The 18,461-nt window shown below is 59.7% G+C and carries 21 protein-coding genes; 18 read left to right on the forward strand and 3 right to left on the reverse strand.

What is annotated here, in order from left to right:
• Window positions 1–115: 115 nt before the first annotated feature.
• A complete protein-coding gene (locus tag KTN04_RS11205; protein ID WP_217335318.1) occupies window positions 116–949 on the forward strand; it encodes a dienelactone hydrolase family protein in 834 nt (277 codons plus the stop codon).
• Here KTN04_RS11205 and KTN04_RS11210 read toward each other — a convergent pair whose 3' ends face one another.
• Together KTN04_RS11210 and ilvY are read right to left on the reverse strand one after the other, a co-directional pair.
• Complete coding sequence (locus KTN04_RS11210) at window positions 950–2,770, reverse strand: SLC13 family permease (protein ID WP_217335319.1); 1,821 nt, start codon at window positions 2,768–2,770, stop codon at window positions 950–952.
• Entirely contained in the window at window positions 2,767–3,672 is a 906-nt protein-coding gene (gene ilvY, locus KTN04_RS11215) for an HTH-type transcriptional activator IlvY (protein WP_217335320.1), read from the reverse strand. Before ilvY ends, KTN04_RS11210 begins: the two co-directional genes overlap by 4 nt.
• A 141-nt stretch (window positions 3,673–3,813) precedes the next feature.
• On the opposite strand from ilvY, the gene ilvC reads away from it, so the two are divergent.
• From ilvC to KTN04_RS11275, 12 genes are all read left to right on the forward strand, one after another.
• Window positions 3,814–4,830 carry a ketol-acid reductoisomerase gene (ilvC, locus tag KTN04_RS11220; RefSeq protein WP_217335321.1) on the forward strand — a complete coding sequence of 339 codons (1,017 nt, stop codon included), beginning with the start codon at window positions 3,814–3,816 and terminating at the stop codon, window positions 4,828–4,830.
• 430 nt (window positions 4,831–5,260) lie between these two features.
• Window positions 5,261–5,830, forward strand: a complete 570-nt coding sequence (locus KTN04_RS11225) for a protoglobin domain-containing protein (protein WP_217335322.1) — start codon at window positions 5,261–5,263, stop codon at window positions 5,828–5,830.
• 173 nt (window positions 5,831–6,003) lie between these two features.
• Window positions 6,004–6,576 carry a protoglobin domain-containing protein gene (locus KTN04_RS11230; RefSeq protein WP_217335323.1) on the forward strand — a complete coding sequence of 191 codons (573 nt, stop codon included), beginning with the start codon at window positions 6,004–6,006 and terminating at the stop codon, window positions 6,574–6,576.
• Between the two features lie 141 nt (window positions 6,577–6,717).
• Window positions 6,718–7,302 carry a protoglobin domain-containing protein gene (locus tag KTN04_RS11235; RefSeq protein WP_217335324.1) on the forward strand — a complete coding sequence of 195 codons (585 nt, stop codon included), beginning with the start codon at window positions 6,718–6,720 and terminating at the stop codon, window positions 7,300–7,302.
• Between the two features lie 66 nt (window positions 7,303–7,368).
• Window positions 7,369–8,148 (forward strand): CDP-diacylglycerol--serine O-phosphatidyltransferase, encoded by a 780-nt coding sequence (gene pssA / locus KTN04_RS11240; RefSeq protein ID WP_217335325.1) that lies wholly within the window; start codon window positions 7,369–7,371, stop codon window positions 8,146–8,148.
• Between the two features lie 114 nt (window positions 8,149–8,262).
• Window positions 8,263–9,270: a protein-methionine-sulfoxide reductase catalytic subunit MsrP gene (gene msrP / locus KTN04_RS11245; protein ID WP_217335326.1), complete on the forward strand. Its 1,008-nt coding sequence runs from the start codon at window positions 8,263–8,265 to the stop codon at window positions 9,268–9,270.
• Window positions 9,261–9,869 carry a protein-methionine-sulfoxide reductase heme-binding subunit MsrQ gene (locus tag KTN04_RS11250; RefSeq protein ID WP_217335327.1) on the forward strand — a complete coding sequence of 203 codons (609 nt, stop codon included), beginning with the start codon at window positions 9,261–9,263 and terminating at the stop codon, window positions 9,867–9,869. The genes msrP and KTN04_RS11250 overlap by 10 nt, the downstream gene beginning before the upstream one ends.
• Before the next feature lie 5 nt (window positions 9,870–9,874).
• Window positions 9,875–10,078 carry a DUF2970 domain-containing protein gene (locus KTN04_RS11255; protein WP_217335328.1) on the forward strand — a complete coding sequence of 68 codons (204 nt, stop codon included), beginning with the start codon at window positions 9,875–9,877 and terminating at the stop codon, window positions 10,076–10,078.
• Between the two features lie 104 nt (window positions 10,079–10,182).
• On the forward strand, window positions 10,183–11,328 hold the full coding sequence (coxB, locus tag KTN04_RS11260) for a cytochrome c oxidase subunit II (RefSeq protein ID WP_217335341.1): 1,146 nt from the start codon (window positions 10,183–10,185) through the stop codon (window positions 11,326–11,328).
• A 17-nt stretch (window positions 11,329–11,345) separates the two neighbouring features.
• On the forward strand, window positions 11,346–12,926 hold the full coding sequence (gene ctaD, locus KTN04_RS11265; protein WP_407659255.1) for a cytochrome c oxidase subunit I: 1,581 nt from the start codon (window positions 11,346–11,348) through the stop codon (window positions 12,924–12,926).
• Window positions 12,923–13,486, forward strand: a complete 564-nt coding sequence (locus tag KTN04_RS11270; protein ID WP_217335330.1) for a cytochrome c oxidase assembly protein — start codon at window positions 12,923–12,925, stop codon at window positions 13,484–13,486. Before ctaD ends, KTN04_RS11270 begins: the two co-directional genes overlap by 4 nt.
• Window positions 13,483–14,367: a cytochrome c oxidase subunit 3 gene (locus KTN04_RS11275; RefSeq protein ID WP_217335331.1), complete on the forward strand. Its 885-nt coding sequence runs from the start codon at window positions 13,483–13,485 to the stop codon at window positions 14,365–14,367. Before KTN04_RS11270 ends, KTN04_RS11275 begins: the two co-directional genes overlap by 4 nt.
• On the opposite strand, the gene KTN04_RS11280 is transcribed toward KTN04_RS11275, so the two are convergent.
• Window positions 14,368–14,571, reverse strand: coding sequence for a DUF2909 family protein (locus KTN04_RS11280; RefSeq protein ID WP_217335332.1), 204 nt, complete (start codon window positions 14,569–14,571; stop codon window positions 14,368–14,370). It abuts the gene before it with no gap.
• A gap of 11 nt (window positions 14,572–14,582) precedes the next feature.
• On the opposite strand from KTN04_RS11280, the gene KTN04_RS11285 reads away from it, so the two are divergent.
• The 5 genes from KTN04_RS11285 (at window position 14,583) to KTN04_RS11305 (ending at window position 18,338) form a co-directional block, all read left to right on the forward strand.
• A complete protein-coding gene (locus tag KTN04_RS11285; RefSeq protein WP_217335333.1) occupies window positions 14,583–15,314 on the forward strand; it encodes an SURF1 family protein in 732 nt (243 codons plus the stop codon).
• Window positions 15,311–15,754: a hypothetical protein gene (locus tag KTN04_RS11290; protein WP_217335334.1), complete on the forward strand. Its 444-nt coding sequence runs from the start codon at window positions 15,311–15,313 to the stop codon at window positions 15,752–15,754. Before KTN04_RS11285 ends, KTN04_RS11290 begins: the two co-directional genes overlap by 4 nt.
• Complete coding sequence (locus KTN04_RS11295) at window positions 15,751–16,758, forward strand: COX15/CtaA family protein (protein WP_254262514.1); 1,008 nt, start codon at window positions 15,751–15,753, stop codon at window positions 16,756–16,758. Before KTN04_RS11290 ends, KTN04_RS11295 begins: the two co-directional genes overlap by 4 nt.
• Complete coding sequence (cyoE, locus tag KTN04_RS11300; protein ID WP_217335335.1) at window positions 16,736–17,641, forward strand: heme o synthase; 906 nt, start codon at window positions 16,736–16,738, stop codon at window positions 17,639–17,641. The genes KTN04_RS11295 and cyoE overlap by 23 nt, the downstream gene beginning before the upstream one ends.
• A 94-nt stretch (window positions 17,642–17,735) precedes the next feature.
• Window positions 17,736–18,338: a Yip1 family protein gene (locus KTN04_RS11305; protein ID WP_217335336.1), complete on the forward strand. Its 603-nt coding sequence runs from the start codon at window positions 17,736–17,738 to the stop codon at window positions 18,336–18,338.
• Window positions 18,339–18,461: the final 123 nt, after the last annotated feature.

The following is an 18,461-nucleotide window of genomic DNA, read 5'->3' on the forward strand; positions in this document are numbered from 1 at the left end:
GACAACTGGCAGAAAACTTTTTTGTCTTTTTTGGCCCCCAGCTGCACGGCCACGTCTTAACGGGCGTATCGACCAGCGTCTATAGTGTGGCACAAACCAATACAGGAGGTGTGCGATGTGTGATCTGCAGGGGTGTGGTCAAGGGGTGAACGAGCGTCCAAAACCGCAGGTGCCGTCGGCGCAGCGGCGCCTGTTTCTCAAGGGGCTGGCCAGCCTGCCGCTGGCAGCGGTCCTGGCTGATCCGCTGCTGGCGCAGGCGGCGGGACAGCGTACCCGCGCCGTTTCGCTGGCGCTGCCCGGTGGCCGTCAGGCCAGTGCGCATCTGGCAGTGCCCGCCGGGGAGGGCCTGTTTCCGGCGGTGCTGCTGATTCATGAGTGGTGGGGTCTGAACGACCAGATCAAGGCGGTTGCGGCGGAGCTGGCGGAGCAGGGCTTCATTGCCCTGGCGGTGGATCTGTATGGTGGTGAGGTGGCGGATACTCCGGAAGGAGCCCGGACCCTGATGAGCAGTGTGGATCCGGTTCAGGCCACCGAGACGCTGACCGGCTGGGTCGACTGGTTGCGCGATCACGAGCAGAGCAACAGCCATGTCGGCACCCTGGGGTGGTGTTTCGGCGGTGGCTGGTCGCTGGATGCTTCCCTGGCCACGCCGGTGGATGCCACCGTTATCTATTATGGCAACGTGCGCCGCACACCTGCGCAGCTGTCGACTCTGCAGAGCCCGGTACTGGGACACTTCGGCACGCTGGACAAAAGCATCGACGCCGCCATGGTGGGCGACTTCCAGCGCGCCATGGCCGAAGCCGACCAGCCCGAGCCGATCATCCACTGGTATGTGGCCGATCATGCCTTTGCCAATCCCACCGGGGCTCGTTATGACGCCGATGATGCGGCCCTGGCCTGGTCACGTTCACTGGCGTTCCTGCACCGTCATCTGCAATGGCTGTAATCAGAACGGAAACAGCAGCGGCGTTAGCACCAGCGTGATCACCAGCGCCAGCAGCTGCAGCGGGATGCCGACGCGGGCAAAGTCGGCAAAACGGTAGTTGCCCGGCCCCAGTACCAGGGTATTGACCGGTGAGGCGATGGGCGTGGCAAAGGCCGTGGAGGCGGCAATGGCCACGGTCATCATCACCGGTTCCGGGTTGAGGCCGGTCAGCTGGGCCGTGCTCAGAGCAATGGGCGCCACCAGGACCGTGGTGGCGGTATTGGAGATGAACTGGCTGAGCACTGAGGTCAGCAGGAACAGGCTGGTGCACAGCAGCAGCGGAGAACCCGGACCGATCAATGCGACCAGGTGGTTGACCATGAATGCCAGGGCACCGCTGCGTTCCATGGCCAGTGCCAGCGGCAGCATGCCGGCAATCAGGATCAGGCTGGTGGCATTGAGGGAGCGATAGGCTTCCCGCAGACTGACACAACCGCCCAGAATCATGCCTGTGGCGGTGAGCAGAATGGCGCTCAGGTTATCCAGCCAGCCGGTGGTCATCAGTATCAGCATGCCCAGCAGCAACGCCAGGGCCAACGGTGCCCGGCGGCCGTGGGTTGGGGCTTCGTCCAGCTCGGCCGGCTGCTGCAGAATCACCAGTTCACGGCCCTGTTGCAGGGTGCGGATGCGGCTCCAGCTGCCCGCCAGCAGCAGGCTGTCACCGGGTGCCAGGGCAGTTTCGGCAAAGCGTGCACTCATCGGGTCGCGGCCGCGGCGCACGCCGATCACGCTCAGGCCAAAGCGCTCGCGAAAACGCCCCTCCTTGATCGAGTGGCCACACAGCGGCGATTCCGGCGGCAGGAGTACCTCGACCACCCCCATTTCCTGCTGCAGCTGATGCATGTCGCGTGCGGGGAAACCCAGCGGCTCCAGCCCTAATCTGTGGCAGTGGGCATCAAGCGTGTCGCGGTCGGCATAGACCAGCAGTTGATCCTGGTACTGCATGCGGGTATGACTGAGGACCGGCAGCAGGCTGGACAGCAGTCCGCCATTGCGTGAAATGGCGATCACGGTGATTTCATGTTCCGTGCGCAGTGCCGCTTCGGCAGGCGTTTTGCCCCCGAGCGGGCTGCCCGGCCGTATCTGCAGCCGGTGCAGCTGCTGTGACAGGGCATAGCGCTGGCTCAGCGCCGCAATGCCCGGTGCCGGGTTCGCGTCGCTGCCATCCGTACGCCGCGGCAGCAGGCGACGGGCCGGTCCGATCAGGTACAGCATGGCGCAGGCCAGCACGGCCAGTCCCAGCGGCGTGAAGTCGAAAAAGCCGAAAGGTTCCAGGCCGGCGCTGCGCATCTGGCTGCTGACGATGATGTTGGGGGGGGTCCCGATCAGGGTCAGCATGCCGCCGATCAAAGCGGCAAACGCCAGCGGCATCATCAATTGAGACGGCGAAAGCCCAGCCCGGCGGGCGATGCTCAGCACCACCGGAATCAGCAGGGCAACGGCACCGGTCGAACTCATGAAAGCCGACAGCAGCGCCACCAGCGGCAGCAGCAACAGCAGAAGCCGGGTCGTGTTCTGGCCGCCCATCTGCAGCAGCCAGTGTCCCGCCGCAGCGGCAATGCCGGTGCGAAACAGGGCTTCACCGACCACGAACAGCGCCGCGATCATCACCACGACTGGCTCGCCAAAGCCGGATACGGCTTCGGCCGGGGTAATGATGCCGGACAGGGCAAGGGCAACCACGCCCATCAGTGCAACCAGGTCCATGCGGATACGATCGCTGATGAACAGCAGGATGATGATGCCGAGCAGTGCGAAGACAAACAGCATATCCGGGGTCATGAGATCTCCTTGCAGGGGGCTGGCATGGAAGGTGCGTCTGTATCCGGGCTGTCCAGTAGCGACCAGAAGGCGTGAATGATGGGTGAACGGAGCTTGCGTTCTTGGGCGAACAGGCCGATCTCATAGGGCTCCAGTGCCGGAACAACAGGCAGCACCTGCACGCGCTCGGCCAGCGGGCTGTTGTCGAGCACGATTTGCGGCACCACCCCGATGCCGAAACCCAGACTGACCATGCTGACGATGGCTTCATTGCCGGCGACCTGAGCGTAGATGGAAGGGCGCACATTGCGTCGGGCAAACCACTGGTCGATACGCTGTCGGGAGATGCCGCTCTCGGGCAGGATCATCGGCTGTTCGATCCAGTCGGCCTGGGCATCGGCTTGGCCGGCGGGGGCAATGAACATCAGGGGCGTGCGTGCAATCGGACGGAAGGCGATGCCGGCCGGCAGGTGTGCCGGTCGGGCCGCGATGGACAGCTCCTCGCGTCCGCCCTGCACGCGGGCGATGGCATGCTCCGGGTCGCCAGTGTGGAGCTTGATTTCCACCTGGGGATAGAGATGACGAAAGCGGCTCAATAGCGTGTAAAGAAAACTGTAGCTGGCCGTGACCGAGCAGTACACGCTGATTTCGCCGCGCAGTTCATCAGCCCCTTCCATGAGGGTATGGCGCAGCTGCTCCCACTGTTGCAGGGTCTCGCGGGCATACTGGGCGAAGCGCATGCCGGCCGGTGTCAGCTGTACGCTGCGGTTGTCACGCAGAAACAGAGGTACGCCCAGTGATTCTTCCAGCTGTTTGATGGCGCGGCTCAGTGTCGACGGGCTGACGTGGCAGGCCTCGCTGCTGCGTCCGAAATGCAGGGTGTCGGCCAGGCTGAGAAACAGGCGCAGAGATCGGGTATCCATGGTGTTTCACTTTATGAAATGCGATATTGCAAATATATCATTTTACGCAATACGATCTATCCCTTATCGTAGCGTGCATTGCTATAGTCGATGCGGCTATAAGCGCCATGATTTTTCAATTCAGGTAAAAGGATCAGAACCATGCAGGTTTATTACGATAAAGACTGTGATCTCTCCATCATCCAGGGCAAGAAAGTATCCATCATCGGTTACGGTTCTCAGGGCCACGCGCACGCGTGCAACCTGAAAGACTCCGGTGTTGACGTGACCGTTGGTCTGCGTGCCGGTTCTTCTTCCCGCGCTAAGGCTGAAGCGCACGGTCTGAAAGTGGCTGACGTGGCTGATGCGGTTGCATCCGCCGACCTGGTCATGATCCTGACGCCGGACGAGTTCCAGGGCCAGCTGTACAAGGCCGAGATCGAACCGAACATCAAGCAGGGTGCAACCCTGGCGTTTGCACACGGTTTCTCCATCCACTACAACCAGGTTGAGCCGCGTGCCGACTTGGACGTGATCATGATCGCGCCGAAAGCGCCGGGTCATACGGTACGTTCCGAGTTCGTGAAAGGCGGCGGCATTCCCGACCTGATCGCGATCTTCCGTGACGTATCCGGCAATGCCAAGAACGTTGCTCTGTCCTACGCCATGGGCGTTGGCGGTGGCCGTTCAGGTATCATCGAAACCACGTTCAAGGACGAGACTGAAACCGACCTGTTCGGTGAGCAGGCTGTTCTGTGTGGCGGCGCCGTTGAGCTGGTTAAGATGGGCTTCGAAACTCTGACCGAAGCGGGCTACGCGCCGGAAATGGCCTACTTCGAGTGTCTGCACGAGCTGAAGCTGATCGTCGACCTGATGTACGAAGGCGGCATCGCGAACATGAACTACTCCATCTCCAACAACGCTGAGTACGGCGAGTACGTAACCGGTCCCGAGGTGATCAACGAGCAGTCCCGTGAAGCGATGCGCAACGCGCTGAAACGCATCCAGGACGGTGAATACGCCAAGATGTTCATCGCTGAAGGCCAGACCAACTACCCGTCCATGACGGCGCGTCGTCGCAACAACGCCGCTCACCCGATCGAGCAGACCGGTGAGAAACTGCGTGCGATGATGCCGTGGATCGCGGCCAACAAGCTGGTCGACAAGGAAAAGAACTGATGCGTTGAACGCATCCGTTTGACTGAACTGCCGGGCCTAGTGCCCGGCAGTTTGCGTTCAGGGGTACGTGCAGCGTGCTGGTGTCGAGTTGCGCCACTACAGGGCATTACAGGTTGTCAAAGCGTCCCTTATAGCCCGCAACAATATTGTCATACCCAGTATCCATAATGATCGCAAGGTTTTGGCATGCATACTGCGGAGCATGCCAATGCGCGCGGTGCAAATGCATTACCGCGGCTCGCTAAAAGTATGAGAACAAATGGCAGTTTTATTGATCTGTGTCGTCTGTTTGCGAACAGGTATTTGCTCTGCCAAACCCCTGTGCTATCAATGGTCATTACTAATAAAAATAACATGTTGATAGCGTAGGCCGGACTTATGCGGTGCCCGGATGCAGCATACGCTATCATCAGTCAAGGATGCGTTTATCATGAGTACAATCGATTTCTCATTCCTGTGTGAACAAGCCAAGGCCTATTCCGGTTTCGAACCCGAAGATGCGGCAATCCTGGCGCAGGAGGCTGATCGCCTCATTCCTCACCTGGGTGCCGTTACCGACTCTTTCTATACTGAATTGCAGACGATTCCCGAAGCGCAGCCCTTTCTGGAAGGGCGTGTGGATGCGCTGAAGAAAACCCATGCCAGCTGGCTGGCCAAGATCTTTACCGGTCCCTATGATGCGGATTTTGCAGCCTATATGCATCAGGTCGGTGTAGTACATGTGCAAGTCAAGCTGCCGGAAAAATTCATGACCAGCGGCATCGGTCTGATCAATAAGCATCTGATTCCGCTACTGCCGGAAATCTACCGTGACCAGCCGGAAATGGTCGGCCCATTGTTGAAGGCGATGAATGCGGCAACCAGCTTCTGCCTGCTGATCATGCTGGAATCCTATCGCGGTCATGAGCTGGAGCGTTTCATGGAAGTGACCGGCATCAGCCGGGTGTTATACAACAATCTGGCAGCTGCCTATCGCAACACCCACGGACACGCTGCCTGAAGCCATCAATGCCCGTCGCTCCTTGTGGCTACCCCTGATGTGGACATCGTCGGCATCAGGGGTGATCCAGCTTGACACTGTCCTCGAATAAATACACAGTCATTACTCCACTTTAACAACGGAGTGGTGCATGTTCCGCACATGCCGCCACAGTGCTGCAAGGATGATGCCTCATGCGTGAAATCGACTTTTCCCAGCTTAATCAGCAGGCCAAACTGTTTGCCGGATTTGATACCGATGACGAGCAGGTATTGCGCGATGCCCATGCTCTGCTGGTCAGCCAGCTGGACCAGGTAACGGACGCCTTCTATGAAGAGCTGGGTCAGATCGAGGATGCCGGGCCGTTTCTGGAAGGGCGTTTGGAACGTCTTAAGGCCACTCATCGCCGTTGGCTGGAAAATATCTTTACCGGACCCTATGACGAGGCGTTTGCCGCCTATATGCACCAGGTGGGCGTGGTACACGTGCAGGTGCGCTTGCCCGAACGTTTCATGGCCAGCGGGATCGGCCTGATCGGCAAACATTTGATCCCGGTACTCGCCAGTGCCTGCCAGGATGATCACCAGCGCCTGGGTATACTGATGAAGGCAGTGAACGCCGTAACCACCTATTGCCTGATCATCATGCAGGTATCCTATCGTGAACACGAACTGGACCGTTTCAGGGACGTGACCGGCATCAGCGAAGCGTTGTACAACAACCTGGCCGCAGCGTATCGCCAGAAGACCGGCGTACCGGCGGAATAGTCGACCGGTGTCAAAACGTGTAACGTAGGTTACGGTTTGTGAGTCTGTAACCTTGATATTTGAAATAGCCATGCCAGAATGGCGGCCTTTACTTTTCGGCTGTCATGGCCGCATTTCACTTTTTATCAGGGATGGATTCTCATGAGCGAGATCGACTTTGCAGCACTGTGCCAAAGAGGCAAAGCCTGCGCCGGGTTTGACGCCGAAGACGAACAGACCCTGCTGGCCGAAGGCGCCAAACTGCTGCCTCACCTGTCTGCAGTCACCGAAAACTTCTATGCCGAGTTGATGCAAATTCCATCGGCTGCCCCTTTCCTCGAAGGTCGAGTCGATGCACTCAAGGCAACGCACAAGGCCTGGCTGGAGACCGTTTTCAGCGGTCCTTATGATGCTGATTTCGCTGCGCGCATGCACAAGGTGGGCGAGGTCCATGTGCAGGTCAAGCTGCCGGTGGAGTTCATGTCCAGCGGCACGTTGCTGATCAAGAAGCACCTGGTGCCCATCCTGACCGAGGTATTCGCGGATAATGTCGCGATGCTGGGCAAGATGATGAAGGCGGTCAATGCCGTCACCGGCTTCTGCCTGATCATTATGCAGGAGTCCTATCAAAGCTCGCTGCTGGCGCAGGAGCTGGACAAGTTCATGGCCATCACCGGGATCAGCCGTGCGCTGTTCAACAACCTGGCTTCTGCCTACAAGGACGACGAAAAGCCCAGCGCGGCTTGATGCCATTGGGTTTGTACCCCGCTGTCGAGTAGAATGCAGCTTCAGCGTTTTGACAGAGGGTAGAGCATGAGTGATCAGCCACAGGACAGGGAAACCGAAGCCACACAGTCACCCGATCAGTCCGTGTCCGGCGACGGCGTGCGTCGACGCAGGGGGGTGTACTTGTTGCCTAATCTGTTTACCACCGGAGCCCTGTTCTCGGGTTTCTATGCCATCGTGGCCGGCATGAACGGCCAGTTCGAGGCATCGGCCATTGCCATTTTCGTGGCCATGCTGCTGGACGGGCTGGATGGTCGCGTGGCCCGCATGACCAATACTCAGAGCGCCTTCGGTGCCGAGTATGATTCTCTGGCGGATATGGTGTCCTTCGGGGTTGCGCCTGCACTGGTGGCCTATAACTGGGCACTGGGCGATCTGGGCAAACTGGGTTTCTTTGCCGCCTTTGTGTATGCCGCCGGCGGCGCCTTGCGCCTGGCACGTTTCAATACCCAGATCGGCTCGGTCGACAAGCGCTACTTCATCGGTCTGCCCAGCCCTGCCGCAGCGGCGGCCGTGGCCGGACTGGTGTGGGTCTGTGCGGAGTTCTCGCTGGATGTCACCGGCTGGGAATACTTGATTGCCCTGTTCGTGGCGCTGGCCGGGGTGCTGATGGTCAGCAATACCTTGTATTACAGTTTCAAGGACGTGGACTTCCGCGGCAAGGTGCCGTTCTGGATCCTGGCCGTGATCGTTCTGTGCCTGGGCATCATCTCGATCAGCACATCGGTGTCCCTGTGGATCCTGTTCCTGTGCTATGCATTGTCCGGGCCGCTGCTGTGGGTCTGGCGGCGCACGCGCCACCGCTGAAACATATCGGAAAGCAGGCTTGGGCCTGCTTTTTTTATGCGCGGGGGGTGGGCGAAAACGGAACCGGCTGCGTATTCTGTGTCTAACAGCGCACAGTGTTGCAGGAGTAGTACCATGCTGATTCGAAAAGCCCCCGACATTGCCCCCTCCGAGATCACCCCCGAGTCCGTCTACCGTCAACGGCGTCAATTCATGAAGGGGCTGGCAGCCGGCGGTGCACTGTTGGCCAGCGGTCCGGCCTCCGCACTGGCCCGTTATGCGCTGGATGAAGAGCAGGTTCGTTATCCCGGCCCGGACTGGCTGCAGCAGAAAATTCGTGCGGCGCAGCAGAATGCGGCACTGTCCACCACCGAAAAGCTGGCACCCTACGAGCATGTGACCGGCTACAACAATTTCTATGAGTTCGGGCTGGGCAAGAATGACCCCCGTGCCTATGCACAGGATTTCAAGACCGACCCCTGGAGTGTGGAAATCAGCGGCGAGGTTCACAGGCCGGGAACCTATCAACTGGAAGACATTCTTAAGGGAGTCGACCTGGAGGAACGCATCTATCGTCTGCGCTGCGTGGAAGCCTGGTCGATGGTGATCCCCTGGGTCGGCTTCTCGCTGGCGTCGCTGATCAAGCGCTTCGAACCGACCGGCAATGCCCGCTATGTCGAGTTCACAACACTGCATGACCCCAAGCAGATGCCGGGTCAGCGCTCGCGCTTCGGTACTATCGACTGGCCCTATGTGGAGGGGCTGCGCATGGATGAAGCCATGCATCCGCTGACGTTGCTGGCCGTGGGCGTGTACGGTGATGCCCTGCCGCCCCAGAATGGGGCACCGCTGCGCCTGGTCGTGCCCTGGAAATACGGTTTCAAGAGCATCAAGTCGATCGTGAAAATCCGTTTCACCGAGCAGATGCCGGTCAACAGCTGGCAGCGGACAGCGCCGCGCGAATACGGCTTTTATGCCAACGTGAACCCCGCCGTGGATCATCCACGCTGGAGTCAGGCCACGGAGCGCCGTTTGCCGTCATCGCTGTTTAGCCCCAACATTATCGATACGCAGCCATTTAACGGTTACGCGGACCAGGTGGCCGATCTGTACAGCGGCATGGATCTGCGCAAATGGTACTGAGCCTGAATGCACTGCATCGCCACCCTTGGGGGCGTTGGCTATTCTGGGCGCTGATGTTCGGTGGCAGCCTGCTGCCGCTGGGCTGGATTACGCTGCAGGCGGTACAGCAGCAGCTGGGGGCCGACCCGGCGCAGGTGATCGTGACCTTTCTCGGCATCTGGGCACTGCGGTTTCTGTGGGTGAGCCTGGCCGTGACGCCCCTGCGCAGACTGCCGGGCATGAGTTGGGTAATGCGTTACCGGCGCATGCTCGGTCTGTATGCCCTGTTCTATGCCAGCCTTCACCTGCTGGCCGTCGCTACGTTCATTCTTGGCTGGCGACCGGATCTGCTGCTGCGCGAGTTGACTGAACGGCCGTATATCATCGTGGGTTTCACGGCCTGGGTACTGCTGTTGCCCCTGGCGCTGACCTCGACCAAGGGCTGGCAGCGGCGGCTCGGCAAGCGCTGGAAACAGCTGCATGCGCTGGTCTATCCGGCGTCTCTGCTGGTAATGCTGCACTTCGCCTGGCTGATCCGGGCCGGCTACCTGGAAGTGCTGATATACGCCCTCATATTGGCCTTTTTGCTGGGATATCGCCTATACCTCAAACTGAGGTGAGTGCCATGTCCGACCAACCCAACTTCTGGCAGACACTGCTCAGTGTGCTGTCGAGCTTCTTCGGGGTGCAGTCCGAGCGCAATCGCGAGCGCGATTTTCGCCACGGACGCCCCATCCACTACATCCTGACCGGGCTGTTGATGGCCACCCTGTTCGTGCTGGGCGTGATTCTGCTGGTGCGTTGGGCCCTCAGCCTGGCCGGTATCTGATCATACTTGCGCTTTCAGACAGGCTGCTATACTCGATTTAACCGGATCACCCGTGAGGGAGCACGTTGAGCCTCCCTTGGGGTCAAGACGGGGAGGCCTGAATGATGGTAAGGACAATAATAACCACCATCGGCTCAGGGCTCGGGTTGACGCTGTACAGCACCGCTACTCTGGCGGACTGGACCGTCAACCTGACACCTGGTGTCACGGATGTCAGCCGTTCGGTATTCGATCTGCACATGACAATCTTCTGGATCTGCGTCGCCATCGCGCTGGTGGTGTTCGGTGTCATGTTCTGGTCGATTTTTCACCACCGCAAGTCACGCGGTGCCCAAGCTCACCATTTTCATGAAAATACACTGGTTGAAGTGATCTGGACCCTGATTCCGATCGTGATTCTGGTGGCCATGGCCATTCCGGCGACCGCGACTCTGGTGGACATGTACGACACTGACGAGGCCGAACTGGATATCCAGATTACCGGCTATCAGTGGAAATGGCGCTATGACTACCTGGATCACGACCTGACCTTTTTCAGCAATTTGTCGACGCCGCGGGAGCAGATCAGCAACGAGGCGGACAAGCAGGAACACTACCTGCTGGAAGTAGATCGCCACCTGGTGTTGCCGGTGGATACGCGGATTCGCTTTCTGCTGACCTCCAATGACGTTATCCACAGCTGGTGGGTGCCGGCGCTAGCCGTGAAGAAGGACGCCATCCCCGGTTTCATCAATGACGCCTGGACCGTGATCAATGAGCCGGGCATCTACCGCGGCCAGTGTGCCGAGCTGTGTGGCAAGGATCACGGCTTCATGCCGGTGGTGGTGGAAGCAGTCAGCCGAGCGGAGTTTCAACAATGGCTGGCCGATGCCCGGGCCGCGGAGCAGGCCGAAGCGGCGGCGGCTGAACGGGTGTGGACGCTGGACGAGCTGATGCAGCAGGGTGAACAGGTTTACTTGCGGGCCTGCGCCGCCTGTCATCTGCCGAATGGCGAAGGCGTCCCCGGTGCCTTCCCGGCCCTGAAAGGCAGCGCCATCACACTGGGGGATGTGGGTGCCCATATCGATATCGTCCTCAACGGCAAGAGCGGCACGGCGATGCAGGCGTTCCGCGATCAGCTCAGCGCCACCGAGCTGGCCGCCGTGATCACCTACGAGCGCAACGCTTGGGGCAATAGCCTGGGTGAGGCGGTATCACCGGCGCAGATTGCGCGCCTGCTGCAACCGGCCACAGGGGAGGCGGAACAATGAGTACCCTGGATACGACAATGGCAACGGAGACGGGCGGCCATCATGGCCCGGCCAAGGGCATAGGACGCTGGCTGTTTACCACCAATCACAAGGACATCGGTTCGATGTACCTCTGGTTCAGCCTGCTGATGTTTTTCCTCGGCGGCTGCATGGCGCTGATGATTCGCGCCGAGTTGTTTCAGCCGGGGCTGCAGCTGGTGGAGCCGGGCTTCTTCAACCAGATGACCACCATGCACGGCCTGATCATGGTGTTCGGTGCGGTGATGCCGGCCTTTGTGGGGCTGGCCAACTGGATGGTGCCGATGATGATCGGCGCTCCGGACATGGCACTGCCGCGGATGAACAACTGGAGCTTCTGGATCCTGCCGTTCGCCTTTGCCATGCTGGTGTCCACCCTGTTCATGGATGGCGGTGCGCCCAACTTCGGCTGGACCTTCTACGCGCCGCTTTCGACCACCTATGCGCCGCCGAGCGTGACCTACTTCATCTTTGCCGTCCACATGATGGGGATCAGCTCGATCATGGGGGCGATCAACATCATCGCCACCATTCTCAACATGCGCGCGCCGGGCATGACGATGATGAAGCTGCCGCTGTTTTGCTGGACCTGGCTGATTACCGCGTTTTTGCTGATTGCGGTGATGCCGGTACTGGCCGGGGTGGTCACCATGATGCTGATGGATATTCATTTCGGCACCAGCTTCTTTGATGCTGCCGGGGGGGGCGACCCGGTGCTGTTCCAGCATGTGTTCTGGTTCTTCGGTCATCCCGAGGTCTACATCATGATTTTGCCGGCATTCGGCATCATCAGCCAGATCATCCCCACCTTTGCTCGCAAGCGCCTGTTCGGTTACGCCTCCATGGTGTACGCCACCGCCTCCATCGCCATCCTGTCGTTTCTGGTCTGGGCGCATCACATGTTCACTGTGGGCCTGCCGCTGGCCGGTGAGCTGTTCTTCATGTTTGCCACCATGCTGATCGCCGTGCCGACCGGGGTGAAGGTATTCAATTGGGTGGCAACCATGTTTCGCGGCTCCATGACCTTCGAGACGCCGATGCTGTTCGCCCTGGCCTTCGTGGTGTTGTTCACCATTGGTGGCTTTTCCGGGCTGATGCTGGCGATTGCGCCGGTGGACTTCCAGTATCACGACACCTACTTCGTGGTGGCACATTTCCATTATGTTCTGGTGCCGGGCGCCGTCTTTGCGATCATGGCGGGGGTGTACTACTGGCTGCCGAAATGGACGGGGCACATGCTCAATGAACGCATGGGGCGGCTGCATTTCTGGCTCAGTTTTATTGGTGTCAACGTCACGTTCTTTCCGATGCATTTCATCGGCCTGGCCGGCATGCCCAGGCGGATACCGGACTATGCGCTGCAGTTTGCCGACTTCAACATGGTGGCAACGCTGGGGGCCTTCCTGTTCGGGTTTTCTCAGCTGGTCTTCCTGTGGAACGTGATCGCGTGCGTGCGCGGTGGACGCAAGGCCGAGGCCCGTGCCTGGGAGGGGGCCGAAGGGCTGGAGTGGGAAGTGGCCTCACCGGCGCCCTATCACACCTTCGCCACGCCGCCGAAGTTGCCGGAGTCACTGCGATGAGCACGCAACCGAATCATCTGCGCCTGGTGCGCCGGCTGGTGCTGGGGGCCGTGTTGATGTTCGGCTTCGGCTTTGCCCTGGTACCGCTCTACGATGTCTTCTGCGAGATCACCGGGCTCAACGGCAAGATCACCAATATCGGTCCCGTGGCGACGGCCGCACCGGATACCAGCCGGCAGATAAAGGTCCGCCTGATTGCCGTGCATAACGAAGGCATGCCCTGGGCGTTCGGCCCGCTGGATGGCGTGATCAGTGCGCATCCCGGTGAAATGAAGCAGACGGCCTTCCGGGCCGTCAACCCAACCACCCGGCGCATGGTGGCACAGGCCATCCCGTCGGTGGCGCCGGCCGAGGCGGCGCAGTATCTGCACAAGGTTAACTGTTTCTGCTTCGAGCAACAGGCCCTGATGGCGGGCGAGTCGGTGGAGATGCCACTGCTGTTCGTCATCGACAAGCAACTCCCCGAGCATATCCGCTCGCTGACCCTGTCCTACACGCTGTTTGATATCTCGCCCGAGGTATCGGCAGCGGTCGTGGCCGGGAAGGAGCAATCGCTATGAGTCATGCACGTTATTATGTGCCCGAACAAAGTCGCTGGCCGATTCTGGCATCGATTGCCCTGTTTCTGCTGGCGTATGGTGCCGGCACTCTGATGAATGCGCTCAGTGCCGATCAGGGGGGCGGCCTGGGTGTCGCCCTGCTGCTGGCCGGGGCGCTTATGATGGGGCTGATTCTGGTAGGCTGGTTCGGCAATGTCATTCATGAAAGCCGCAGCGGCCTGTACTCGGAGCAGATGGACCGTTCCTTCCGTTGGGGCATGAGCTGGTTCATTTTTTCTGAAGTGATGTTCTTTGCCGCCTTTTTCGGTGCGCTTTTCTATGTGCGTGTGCTGGCCGTGCCTTGGCTGGGCGGAGAAGGTGAAAAGGGAATCAGTCAGATGCTCTGGCCCAATTTCAGTGCCGAGTGGCCGTTGTTCAACCCGCCGGATGCCGAGCGTTTTCCCGGACCGGGGGCGGTGATCAGCCCCTGGCACATTCCGCTGCTCAATACCTGCCTGCTGGTGACCTCCAGTTTTACCCTGACCCTGGCGCACAAGGCGCTGTTGAAAAATGCACGGACGCAGGTGCGGCGCTGGCTCTTCCTGACCATTGTACTGGGGCTTATTTTCCTCGGGTTTCAGGCCTATGAGTATGTCGAGGCCTACCACGAGCTGGGGTTGACCCTGCAGGCTGGCATCTACGGTGCCACCTTCTTCATGCTGACCGGCTTTCATGGCCTGCATGTCACCCTGGGCACGCTGATGCTGATCATCATTCTGGGGCGGGTGTTGGCCGGGCATTTCGATGCCCGGCAACATTTCGGGTTTGAGGCCGTGGCCTGGTACTGGCACTTTGTGGATGTGGTCTGGCTAGGCCTGTTTTTGTTCGTTTATGTGCTCTGATCACCAGGGGGCATGGGGCTGCAACTGACCGGTATTGAAGCCGTAGATCAGGGCCAGTATCAGCAGTGCGCTGAGGATGACGCGCCAGAGCAGGTGTTGAGCCGTGGTGCCATCCGCGGCGGGCCGGCGGAGCAGGGACCAGAGACTGCTGAACAGGGCGACCACGATGGCAACAAACAGCAGCACAATCAGTACACGCAACATGGGAGTTCTCCTTGGCCGTTTCTGACAGTAAAGCGGATGTCCGTACCCGGTTCAAATGGCTGCGCCGATTCCTGTGGCTACTGGCCGTCCCGTTGCTGCTGGCACTGGGAAGCTGGCAGTGGCAGCGCGCCGAGCACAAGCAGGTCTGGCTGCAACAGCTGGCGCAGGCGCCGGCGACTACGCCTGACGGCGCGCTCGAGCGATTGGCGCGTTATGACTGGGTGCCGGTAGGGTTTGAAATCGAGCTGCTGCCGTTGAAGGTATTCCTGCTGGACAATCGCACGTGGCAGGGTCGGGTCGGGTATGAAGTGATCGTGCCGGTGCGTGTGGATGAAGGTCCCTTATGGCTTGCCAGCCTGGGGTGGGTGGCGGCACCGCCCCGGCGGGAGCAGCTGCCGGTGGTTGAGCTATCGCCGGTACGTCTGATGGTGGAGGCAGTACTCTCGCGGCCGCTGGCATCCGTGACGCTGAGTGCGGCACAAATGGAGCCGGGCTGGCCCCGCCGCATTCAATCGATGGATATGGAACAGATTCGCGCGGCGTTGAATATCCCGGTGGAGCCACTGGTGTTACACCTGCAGACGGCCGTCAGTGACGCCATCGTGCCACGCGAACAGGTGTACACCGGTATTCCGCCGGAGCGTCATATCGGCTATGCCGTGCAGTGGTTTGCGCTGGCGTTTGCCCTCATGGTCTGGCTGATATGGGTCGGGCGTCACGAGTACAGGAGGAAGAACCGATGAAATCCTGTCCCAAGGTGTTCTGGTTGATCTGGGGAGGCGGGGTGCTCCCGCTGCTGGCGGCTGTGCTGATGTGGGGTAGCGGTATCGGCATCCCTTCACAGGGAACCAATAAAGGCGAGTTGCTGCAGCCGGTGCAGTCACTGGAGCAGTGGGGCGGACAGCCGCAGCGTCATACCGGGCACTGGTCGTTGGTCTGGGTGCCGGCGGGCGAGTGTCTGCCGGTTTGCGGAGAGCAGCTGGAGCGGTTGCGGCGCATTCATGATGCTTTGGGACGAAATGCGGACCGGGTCCGCGTGATGCCCGAGTACTCCGGGCTGGCGCCGGGCGTGTGGGTCGTGGATCCGCTGGGCAACCTGGTTCTGAAATACCCGCTGGCGTATGAAGGGCAGGCGCTGCTGAGTGACATGCGCCGCCTGCTCAAGGCGTCGAGGCTGGGATGATGGGTTGGCCGTTGCGTTTGGTCAGAGCCGCCATTGGTTTGGCGCTGGTGGTAGTACTGCTGGGCGGCTGGACACGTTTGAATGATGCCGGTCTGGGCTGTCCTGACTGGCCAGGCTGCTACGGCACCTGGGTGCTGCCGCAGGAGGCGTCGGCGCTGGCGACACAGCATCCGCATGCCACGGTAGACCTGCGCAAGGGCTGGATCGAGATGGTGCACCGGTATGCGGCTGCCACACTGGGGCTGATGATCATGGGGCTGGCGGTACTTGCTCTGCGGCGGCGTCACGGGTCGGGATATCCGGTCAGGCTGTCGCTGGGATTGCTGGTACTGGTTATCGCGCAAGGCCTGTTCGGCATGTGGACCGTGACGTTGAAGCTGTTGCCGGCGGTGGTAACACTGCATCTGCTGGGCGGATTGGTGACGTTGTCACTGTTGGTCATGCTGCATCAGCAACTGGTACGTCTGACGTGCGGTGAAACTACGCGGATTGTCAGCCATCCCTGGTTGAAACCGGTCATGGCGGTCCTGTTCCTTCAGCTTGCACTGGGTGGCTGGACCAGCACCAACTATGCGGGCTGGGCCTGTACTGATTGGTTGTGGTGTCATCAGGACCAGGCCACCGGCTACGATTTCGCTCGCGGGCTGAATCCAGTGATGAGTGTCGGGCCCAATTATGAGGGCGGTCTGTTGCCGGCTGATGCGCGAGCCGCGATTCAGGTCACCCACCGTGCCGGAGCCGTGCTGCTGCTGGTGGTGTCTTTCATGGCGGCCTGGCGGCTCTGGTCTCGGGTACGGCTGCGCGGCGTGCTGTGTCTGTATATAGCACTGTTATTACTGCAGGCGGGGCTTGGCATTGCCAATGTGATCTGGCTGCTGCCGTTGTCATTGGCGGTTGCACATCATGCCGGTGCGGTGGCGCTGTTGCTGGTGTTACTGGAGCTTAACAGCAGGGCAGGGGTCCTGCCGCAGGAGGTGAAACATGGCTACGCTGCTGCTCACTGAGACGAGGGCTGTCGCACCTGGCTGGCGTGATTATTTGGCACTGTGCAAGCTCAGGGTCGTGGCGGTCATGCTGCTGACTCTGGTGGTCGGTTTCTGCCTGGCATCACCGTCCGTACCGGACGGGGTCGTCCTGCTACTGGCGGCAGTGGGGGTTGGCCTGGCGGCTGCTTCGGCGGCCGCCATCAACCACGTACTGGATGCTTCGATTGACAGTCGTATGGCCCGGACGGCGCGTCGGCCTCTGCCGCAGGGCAGGATGACACCGATGCGTGCCCTGATTTTTGCGACACTGTTGGGTACCAGTGGCATCGCGGTGCTGCATTTGGCCGTCAACCCCTTGACGGCATGGCTGACACTGGCGTCATTGATTGGCTATGCCGTGATTTACACTGCCATTCTTAAGCGTGCTACCCCGCAGAACATCGTAATCGGTGGCGTTGCGGGAGCGGCTCCCCCATTGTTGGGCTGGACCGCCGTGACCGGCAGCGTGGACTATCAGGGGTTGTTGCTGATGCTGATCATTTTTGCCTGGACGCCGCCACATTTCTGGGCCTTGTGCATTGCGCGGCGTGATGATTATGCCCGTGCCGGTATTCCCATGTTGCCCAACACCCACGGGGTGACCTATACCGGCATGCAGATTCTGCTGTATACCCTGCTGACGCTGGTGGTAACCATTCTGCCGTTCGTAACCGGCATGGGGGGCTGGGTCTATCTGGCGGGAGTCCTGTTAATCAATGCAAGGCTGCTGTACTGGGCGCTCAAACTGAATCGTTCATGTGATGCCGCCGTACCCATGAAAATGTTTCGTTACAGCATCGTGTACATCATGTGGCTGTTTGCCATACTTCTGGTAGACCACTACTGGCCGCTCTTCGTATAACCCAGCGTGGATAAAAGCAAACGAATGGATTCGGGCACAAATACAATAACAAGATGTGGCCCGGGCAGACCCGGACTGCAAGGAGGATAATTCTATGTTCCTGCAGCATATGATGGGGGTCTTTTATCACCCCAAGCAGGAGTGGCGCTCCATCCGCAAGGAGCACTACTCGGCGACGCACGTGTTCCTGGCTCAGATCAGCATACTGGCCGCCATACCTGCCATCTCCCTGTTCATCGGAACAACCCAGATAGGGTGGAGCCTGGGCAGTGGTGATTTCGTCAAGCTCAGTGTCTCCAGCGCCTTACCCGCAGCCATAGCTTTTTATGTCGCCATGTGGGTCGCGGTCGGCTTTATTGCATGGTCGGTACACTGGATGGAAAGAACCTATGGCGGCAATGTTTCCTTTGAAGAGTGCCTGGTACTGACCACCTTCACGGGTACGCCACTGTTTCTTGCCGGGTTGGCCGGGTTGTATCCTATGCTCTGGTTCAACGTGATTGTTGGCATGATAGCGCTGACGTACACCATCTATCTGCTGTATACGGGGGTACCGGAGATCATGCAGATTCCAGAAGATCGAGCCTTCTTCTTTTCGACCTCGATTCTGACCGTTGGTCTGTGTGTGCTGGTGGGGCTGATCGCCACAACCGTAATCTTGTGGGGTACGTTCGTGCCGCTGACGTATACGGGCTAACATTTTTGATATACAGGCAGGCGCCCCAGGTCTCAGGGGCGCCTGTTTGCGTTAAGGGGCGGTGGTTTTAGCTTGGTTTCATTTTTTGAAACTTTTACGCGCACGGGTGTTGACTCTGCATCG

This window comes from Marinobacterium weihaiense, assembly GCF_019061305.1.
Lineage (GTDB): Bacteria > Pseudomonadota > Gammaproteobacteria > Pseudomonadales > Balneatricaceae > Marinobacterium > Marinobacterium weihaiense.

Coding starts and splice junctions, on each gene's coding strand:
- KTN04_RS11230 (WP_217335323.1), top strand. CDS start 6,004: ATGCGTGAAATCGACTTTTCCCAGCTTAATCAGCAGGCCAAACTGTTT.
- KTN04_RS11295 (WP_254262514.1), top strand. CDS start 15,751: ATGATGGGTTGGCCGTTGCGTTTGGTCAGAGCCGCCATTGGTTTGGCG.
- KTN04_RS11250 (WP_217335327.1), top strand. CDS start 9,261: ATGGTACTGAGCCTGAATGCACTGCATCGCCACCCTTGGGGGCGTTGG.
- KTN04_RS11235 (WP_217335324.1), top strand. CDS start 6,718: ATGAGCGAGATCGACTTTGCAGCACTGTGCCAAAGAGGCAAAGCCTGC.
- KTN04_RS11290 (WP_217335334.1), top strand. CDS start 15,311: ATGAAATCCTGTCCCAAGGTGTTCTGGTTGATCTGGGGAGGCGGGGTG.
- KTN04_RS11305 (WP_217335336.1), top strand. CDS start 17,736: ATGTTCCTGCAGCATATGATGGGGGTCTTTTATCACCCCAAGCAGGAG.
- KTN04_RS11210 (WP_217335319.1), bottom strand. CDS start 2,770: ATGACCCCGGATATGCTGTTTGTCTTCGCACTGCTCGGCATCATCATC.
- KTN04_RS11255 (WP_217335328.1), top strand. CDS start 9,875: ATGTCCGACCAACCCAACTTCTGGCAGACACTGCTCAGTGTGCTGTCG.
- pssA (WP_217335325.1), top strand. CDS start 7,369: ATGAGTGATCAGCCACAGGACAGGGAAACCGAAGCCACACAGTCACCC.
- msrP (WP_217335326.1), top strand. CDS start 8,263: ATGCTGATTCGAAAAGCCCCCGACATTGCCCCCTCCGAGATCACCCCC.
- coxB (WP_217335341.1), top strand. CDS start 10,183: ATGGTAAGGACAATAATAACCACCATCGGCTCAGGGCTCGGGTTGACG.
- ctaD (WP_407659255.1), top strand. CDS start 11,346: ATGGCAACGGAGACGGGCGGCCATCATGGCCCGGCCAAGGGCATAGGA.
- KTN04_RS11275 (WP_217335331.1), top strand. CDS start 13,483: ATGAGTCATGCACGTTATTATGTGCCCGAACAAAGTCGCTGGCCGATT.
- ilvC (WP_217335321.1), top strand. CDS start 3,814: ATGCAGGTTTATTACGATAAAGACTGTGATCTCTCCATCATCCAGGGC.
- KTN04_RS11280 (WP_217335332.1), bottom strand. CDS start 14,571: ATGTTGCGTGTACTGATTGTGCTGCTGTTTGTTGCCATCGTGGTCGCC.
- cyoE (WP_217335335.1), top strand. CDS start 16,736: ATGGCTACGCTGCTGCTCACTGAGACGAGGGCTGTCGCACCTGGCTGG.
- KTN04_RS11205 (WP_217335318.1), top strand. CDS start 116: ATGTGTGATCTGCAGGGGTGTGGTCAAGGGGTGAACGAGCGTCCAAAA.
- KTN04_RS11270 (WP_217335330.1), top strand. CDS start 12,923: ATGAGCACGCAACCGAATCATCTGCGCCTGGTGCGCCGGCTGGTGCTG.
- KTN04_RS11225 (WP_217335322.1), top strand. CDS start 5,261: ATGAGTACAATCGATTTCTCATTCCTGTGTGAACAAGCCAAGGCCTAT.
- ilvY (WP_217335320.1), bottom strand. CDS start 3,672: ATGGATACCCGATCTCTGCGCCTGTTTCTCAGCCTGGCCGACACCCTG.